A 6,312-nucleotide genomic window follows, 5' to 3' on the forward strand; every position below is an offset into this window, starting at 1 on the left:
CCGCCGTGGTGCTCGACGACGCGACCGTCGGCTATGCCGAACTCGACGCGCGCGCCAACCGGCTCGCGCAGTTGCTGCGCGCCCGCGGCATCGCGCCCGGCGCCATCGTCGCCACGGTGCTGCCGCGCTCGCTCGACCTGGTCGTGGCCCACCTGGCGATCGTCAAGGCCGGCGCCACCTACCTGCCGATCGATCCGAACCACATGGCGGCGCGCAGCGCCTTCGTGTTCCAGGAGGCCGCGCCCGCGGCGGTGCTCACGCACGCGGCGCTGCTGCCGCAGCTGGCCGACGTCGCGCATTGCATCGCGCTCGACGCTTCCGATACGCGCGAAGCGATCGCGGCCCAGTCGGAGGCCGCGCCAACGGCGGCCCCCGCCGATCCGTACGAGGCCGCCTATGTGATCTACACCTCGGGCTCCACCGGCCTGCCCAAGGGCGTGGTCGTGCCGCATGCGGGCCTGGCCAGCCTCGGCGCCGCGATGCAGGAGCGGCTGGCGATCACGCCCGACTCGCGCGTGCTGCAGTTCTCCTCCTGCGGCTTCGATGCCTCGGTGATGGACCAGCTCATGGCCTTCCACGCGGGCGCCGCGCTGGTGGTGCCGGGCGCGCAGCAGCTGCTGGGCAGCGACCTCGCCGAGCTGCTCGAGGCCCGGGCCGTGAGCCATGCGCTGATTCCGCCGGCCGCGCTCTCCACGCTGCCGCCCGGCGAGTTCGCGGCGCTGCGGACGCTGGTGGTCGGCGGCGATGCCTGCTCGGCCGAACTCGCCGCGCGCTGGGCGCCGGGGCGTCGCATGGTCAACGCCTATGGCCCGACCGAGATCACCATCTGCGCGAGCATGAGCGCGCCGATGGAAGCCGGCCGGCAGCCCTCGATCGGCCAGCCGATCTGGAACACGCGCATGTACGTGCTCGACGAGCTGCTGCAGCCGGTGCCGCCCGGCGTCGCGGGCGAGCTCTACATCGCGGGTGCCGGCGTGGCGCGCGGCTACCTGAACCGCCCCGCGCTCAGCGCCGAGCGCTTCGTGGCCGATCCGCATGGCGCGCCCGGCAGCCGCATGTACCGCAGCGGCGACCTCGCGCGCTGGCGCGCCGACGGCAGCCTGGACTACCTGGGCCGCGCCGACCAGCAGGTGAAGATCCGCGGCTACCGCATCGAGCCCGGCGAGATCGAGTCGGCGCTGCTGCAGCATCCGCAGGTGACGCAGTCCGCGGTGATCGCGCGCGAGGACACGCCCGGCGACAAGCGCCTGGTGGCCTATTTCGTCGCCGCCGCCGATCCGCAGCCGACCGAGCTGCGCGCCCACATGGCGCGCGCCCTGCCCGACTACATGGTGCCCTCGGCCTTCGTGCACCTGCCCGCGCTGCCGCTCACGCCAAGCGGCAAGCTCGACCGCAAGGCGCTGCCCGTGCCCGAGCAGCAGGCCGCGGTGCAGTACGTCGCGCCCCGCACGCCCACCGAGGACCTGCTCGCCGGCCTGTGGCGCGAGACGCTGCGGCTGGAGCGCGTGGGCATCCACGACAACTTCTTCGAGATCGGCGGCCATTCGCTGATGGCGATCCAGCTCGGCATGCGCATCCGCCAGCAGGTGCGCGCGGACTTCCCGCATGCCGAGGTCTACAACCGGCCCTCGATCGCCGAGCTCGCCGCCTGGATCGACGACAACGCGGGCACGACCGAGGCGCTCGACCTGTCGCGCGAGGTGGTGCTGCCCGCGCATGTGCAGGCGCAGGCGGTCGCGCCCACGCTGGCACCGCGACGCGTGTTCCTCACCGGCGCCAGCGGCTTCGTCGGCAGCCACCTGCTGGCCGCGCTGCTGCGCGACACCGAAGCCCGCGTGGTCTGCCACGTGCGGGCCGCCGACGCCGAGGCCGGCGCGCTGCGGCTGAAGCGCACGCTGGCCACGCGCCAGCTCGAATCGATCTGGGACGACGCGCGCATCGAGGTCGTCACGGGCGACCTCGGCAAGCCGCGCCTGGGCCTGGACGACGACGCGGTGCGGCTGGTGCGCGACGGCTGCGACGCGCTCTACCACTGCGCGGCGCAGGTCGACTTCCTGCATCCCTACGCCAGCCTCAAGCCGGCCAACGTCGACAGCGTGGTCACGCTGCTCGACTGGACCGCGCAGGGCTGCGCGAAGACGCTGCACTACGTCTCCACGCTGGCCGTGATCGACCAGGCCAACAACCAGGAGGGCACCGTCACCGAGCGCTCGGCGCTGAACTCGTGGCGCGGCCTGGTCGACGGCTACAGCCAGAGCAAATGGGTGGGCGACGCGATCGCGCGCGAGGCGCAGGCGCGCGGCATGCCGGTCGCGATCTACCGGCTGGGCGCGGTCACCGGCGACCACACGCATGCGATCTGCAACGCCGACGACCTGATCTGGCGCGTGGCCCATCTCTACGCCGACCTGGAAGCCATCCCCGACATGGACCTGCCGCTGAACCTCACGCCGGTGGACGACGTGGCGCGCGCCATCCTCGGTCTCGCGGCGCAGCGTGCCTCGTGGGGCCAGGTGTTCCACCTGATGGGCCAGGCGCCGCTGCGCGTGCGCGACATCCCGCCGGTGTTCGAGCGGCTGGGCATGCGCCTCGAGCCGGTGGGACTCGACCCCTGGCTCGAGCGCGCGCATGCGCGGCTCGCGGTGGGGAAGGACCGCGACCTCGCGGCGGTGCTCGCCATCCTCGACCGCTACGACACCTCGGCCACGCCGCCGCAGGTGTGCGGCGCGGCCACCCAGGCGCAGCTCGAGGCGATCGGCACGCCGATCCGCCCGGTCGACCGCGACCTGCTGCAGCGCTACTTCGTCGACCTCGGCATCCACACCAAGGCGCGCCGCGCCCTGGAAGCCACCGCCTCCTAAGGAGCATCCCATGGCACGCTATCTCATCGCGGCAACCGCCCTGCCCGGCCACGTCCTGCCGATGCTGGCCATCGCCCAGCACCTCACGGGCCTCGGCCACGAAGTGCGGGTGCACACCGCGAGCCAGTTCAGGGCCCAGGCCGAGGCGACCGGCGCGAGCTTCACGCCCTTCGCGCGCGCCATCGACGGCGACTACCGCGATCTCGACGAACGCTTTCCCGAGCGCCGCCGGCTGAACTCGCCGCATGCGCAGCTGTGCTTCGGCCTCAAGCATTTCTTCGCCGACGCGATCGAGGCGCAGCATGCGGGCCTGCGCGCCATCCTCGAGGACTTCGAGGCCGATGCCATCGTGGTCGACACCATGTTCTGCGGCACCTTCCCGCTGCTGCTGGGGCCGCGCGACGAGCGGCCCGCCGTGGTCGCGATCGGCATCTCGGCGCTGCCGCTGTCGAGCTGCGACACCGCCTTCTTCGGCACCGCGCTGCCGCCGTCCGCCACGCCCGAGGGCCGCGCGCGCAACAAGGCGATGAACGCCAACCTGCAGCAGGCGATGTTCGGCGACGTGCAGCGCCACTTCGACGCCGTGCTGCGGCGCCTCGGCGCCGGCGCGCTGCCGGCCTTCTTCGTCGATGCCATGGTGCGCATGCCCGACCTCTACCTGCAGCTCACGGGCCCGTCCTTCGAATACCCGCGCAGCGACCTGCCGGCCTCGGTGCGCTTCGTCGGCCCGCTGCTCGCGCCGGCCAGCCGCGACTTCACGCCGCCCGAGTGGTGGGACGAACTCGACGACGGCCGCTCGGTCGTGCTGGTCACGCAGGGCACGCTGGCCAACCAGAATCCCGCGCAGCTGATCGGCCCCACGCTGCAGGCGCTGGCCGGCGATCCGACGCTGCTCGTGATCGCCACCACCGGCGGCCCGGTGCCGCCCGCGCTGTCGGCCAACCTGCCGGCCAATGCGCGCGTGATTCCCTTCCTGCCCTACGACCGCCTGCTGCCCAAGCTGCATGCGATGGTCACCAACGGCGGCTACGGCTCGGTCAACCATGCGCTGAGCCTCGGCGTGCCGCTGGTGGTGGCCGGCAGCTCGGAGGAGAAGCCCGAGATCGCCGCGCGCGTGGCCTGGTCGGGCGTGGGCATCAACCTCGGCACCGCGCAGCCGGCCGCGCGCCAGGTCGGCGATGCGGTGCGCAAGCTGCTCGCCACGCCCAGCTACCGCGAACGCGCGAACGCCCTGCGCGAGGAGTTCGCGCGCCACCGCGCGCTGCACGGCATCGCGCAGGCGCTCGAGGCCCTGCCGCGCGTCGAATTCCTGGAAGCGGCCTGAGCGCCAGCCCCTTCGCACCCCATCGAAAGAACCGCCATGACCAATCCCTTCGACGACAAGAACGCCAGCTTCCAGGTGCTGGTCAACGACGAGGGCCAGCACTCGCTGTGGCCCGCCTTCATCGCCGTGCCCGCCGGCTGGCGCGTGGCCCTGCCCACCACCGACCGCGCCGCGTGCAGCGCCTACATCGAGGCGAACTGGCAGGACATGCGGCCGCTCTCGCTGGCGGGACGTTGAGCGCGTCCATCGCATCGGGCCCCCGGCCATGATCTTCCTGTTCCTGCGCAGCCGCAGTGCCGCCGCGGTCCACGTGCGGCGGCTGCGGGCCCTCGGCCCCGAGGCCGCGGGCATGGCCTCGGCCGTGGAGAAACGCCGGGCCGACAAGCCCCGGCGCCGGAAGGCCGAGGCCGGAAAGAAGCGGCTCGCGGAATAGCGCCTGGACGTCTGCGCATAGCATCGGCCTCGCCACAGGATTTCCAAGAGGCCCGCGATGTCCCGCGAATTTTCCGCCCAGCTCAAGAACCCGACCGCGCTCCACTACTTCCGCGAGGTGGCGAAGGCCGGCTCGTTCCGCAAGGCCGCCGAGGTCACGCACGTCGCGGCCTCGGCCATCAACCGGCAGGTGAAGAACCTCGAGGACGAGGTCGAGGCGCCGCTGTTCGAACGCGGCCGCGGCCGCTCGGGGCTCAAGCTCACGGCCGCCGGCGAGATCCTGCTGCTGCACGTGCGCACCATCGCGAACGAGCTCAATGCGGCGAAGACCCAGATCGATGCGCTCAAGGGCCTGAAGCGCGGCAACATCCGCATGGGCGTCAACGAGGGCTTCGCGCGCGAGCTGCTGCGCGAGACGCTGACGCCGTTCAACCAGCGGCATCCGCAGGTCACCTTCGAATTGCTGGTGGCCGCATCGCCGCGGCTGGTGGAGATGGTGATGGCCGACGAGGTCGATCTCATCATCGCCTACAACGTCGCGCCGCATGCGGGCCTGCAGGTGCAGGCGCGCTGCCTCGTGGGCTCCTGCATCATGGTGCCGCGCCAGCATCCGCTGGCCTCGAAGAGCTCGGTGCGGCTGGCCGATTGCGCGCCCTACGGTTTCATCATGCCGCACGAGAGCATGGCGCTGCGCCCGACCATCGACCGCATGTTCGCCAGCGTCGGCATCCAGCCGCGCATCGCGCTCACCACCGACTCCTACGAAATGATGCGCAGCGCGGCCTCGGCGGGGCTGGGCATCGCGATCGTGAGCCAGTACCTGCACGGGCTCGATCCCAACTATCCGCACGCGGTGTTCGTGCCGATCCGCGACACGCGCGTGAAGAAGCAGGCGGTGTCGTGCTGCGTGCGCAAGGGACGCCATCTGTCGGTGGCCAGCCTCACGCTGCTCGAGAGCGTGGCGGCGGTGCTTCAGGCACGCAGCGAACGCTGAACGGCACCGGCACGCGGCGCCGAGCCGCGCTTTCAATGCGCTAATAAAGAGAACGCGTATCGACGTTTATTGATCTTGAGTAGAGCGGACCTCACTCATAGAGTGGCGCTTCCCATCGCGCTGTGTCCATCGAGTTTTTCGATGCAGTGCAGCAAAAAGCAGGAGCCCACGTGTTCAAAGCCATCCATCTGTCCCGGCCTGAGGGCGGCTTCGCAGCCGCCGAGGTCGAGCTCGACCGGTCCGTCCTGCCGCAGGCCGACGTGACCGTGCGCATCGAGCATTCCTCGCTCAACTACAAGGACGCGCTGGCCATCGCGAACCGCGGTCCCGTGGTGCGCCAGTGGCCGATGATTCCCGGCATCGACGGCGCCGGCGTGGTCGAGGCCAGCGACAGCGAGGAGTTCCGCGTCGGCGACCGCGTGATCCTCAACGGCTGGGGCGTCGGCGAAAACTGGTTCGGCTGCCTCGCGCAGTACGCACGGCTGAAGAGCGACTGGCTGATCCCGATGCCCGACCGGCTCGATTCGCGCTCGGCCATGGCCCTGGGCACCGCCGGCTACACCGCGATGCTCTGCGTGCAGGCCATCGAGCGCCATCACGTGCGGCCCGGCGCGGGCGAGGTGCTGGTGACCGGCGCCGCGGGCGGCGTGGGCAGCATCGCGGTCGCGCTGCTGGCCCACCTCGGCTTTCGCGTGGTGGCC

Annotated in this window: 6 protein-coding genes; all 6 read left to right on the plus strand. The window is 71.6% G+C overall.

Annotated elements, in window-relative coordinates; translation table 11 throughout:
* The coding region (locus AC27VN_RS29395; protein WP_490878827.1) for an amino acid adenylation domain-containing protein at positions 1-2,861 on the plus strand (2,861 nt) is incomplete at its 5' end.
* A 10-nt stretch (positions 2,862-2,871) separates the two neighbouring features.
* Positions 2,872-4,185: a glycosyltransferase gene (locus tag AC27VN_RS29400; RefSeq protein WP_490878828.1), complete on the plus strand. Its 1,314-nt coding sequence runs from the start codon at positions 2,872-2,874 to the stop codon at positions 4,183-4,185.
* A gap of 36 nt (positions 4,186-4,221) precedes the next feature.
* A complete protein-coding gene (locus AC27VN_RS29405) occupies positions 4,222-4,422 on the plus strand; it encodes an MbtH family protein (RefSeq protein WP_057591017.1) in 201 nt (66 codons plus the stop codon).
* A gap of 28 nt (positions 4,423-4,450) precedes the next feature.
* Entirely contained in the window at positions 4,451-4,618 is a 168-nt protein-coding gene (locus AC27VN_RS29410) for a hypothetical protein (RefSeq protein WP_398493477.1), read from the plus strand.
* Positions 4,619-4,675: 57 nt separating this feature from the next.
* Entirely contained in the window at positions 4,676-5,611 is a 936-nt protein-coding gene (locus AC27VN_RS29415; RefSeq protein ID WP_209542202.1) for a LysR family transcriptional regulator, read from the plus strand.
* 170 nt (positions 5,612-5,781) lie between these two features.
* Positions 5,782-6,312: alcohol dehydrogenase catalytic domain-containing protein (locus AC27VN_RS29420; protein ID WP_490878829.1), on the plus strand; the 531-nt coding region annotated here is incomplete at its 3' end.

This window comes from Variovorax sp. 20P10.2.4 (genome assembly GCF_058244205.1).

What these genes read in the sequence shown, in the direction of transcription:
- AC27VN_RS29415 (WP_209542202.1), top strand. Translation starts at nt 4,676, where the DNA reads ATGTCCCGCGAATTTTCCGCCCAGCTCAAGAACCCGACCGCGCTCCAC.
- AC27VN_RS29405 (WP_057591017.1), top strand. Translation starts at nt 4,222, where the DNA reads ATGACCAATCCCTTCGACGACAAGAACGCCAGCTTCCAGGTGCTGGTC.
- AC27VN_RS29400 (WP_490878828.1), top strand. Translation starts at nt 2,872, where the DNA reads ATGGCACGCTATCTCATCGCGGCAACCGCCCTGCCCGGCCACGTCCTG.
- AC27VN_RS29410 (WP_398493477.1), top strand. Translation starts at nt 4,451, where the DNA reads ATGATCTTCCTGTTCCTGCGCAGCCGCAGTGCCGCCGCGGTCCACGTG.